Genomic DNA, 264 nt, shown 5'->3' with positions numbered 1-264 from the left:
CACCGCCACTGGGTGGCGAGCGGTTCGCCGACGCCGGTACGCACAGGAGGGCGCCGGCCGAAGCCGACACCCTCCTCTGTCTGAAGCTGGTGGAACGGGTGCCGATGTTACTTGGCGGCGGCCTTCAGCTTGCTGCCGGCGGTCAGCTTGACGCGGTGGCCGGCGGCGATGGCGATTTCTTCGCCGTTCTGCGGGTTGCGGCCGGTGCGCGCCGCGGTGGCGGTGCGCTCGACGCCGAGCCAGCCCGGGATGGTGACCTTGCCG

General features: G+C 72.0%; 1 protein-coding gene. It reads right to left on the bottom strand.

Going from position 1 to position 264, the window contains the following annotated elements; all coding sequences use genetic code 11:
• Positions 1 to 107: 107 nt before the first annotated feature.
• Positions 108 to 264: HU family DNA-binding protein (locus tag QN350_RS19850; protein WP_323517245.1), on the bottom strand; the 157-nt coding region annotated here is incomplete at its 5' end.

It is taken from the genome of Cryobacterium sp. 10I5 (genome assembly GCF_035019865.1).
In the GTDB taxonomy this organism is placed as follows: domain Bacteria; phylum Actinomycetota; class Actinomycetes; order Actinomycetales; family Microbacteriaceae; genus Cryobacterium; species Cryobacterium breve_A.
This window is presented reverse-complemented; position numbering and strand designations above follow the sequence as displayed.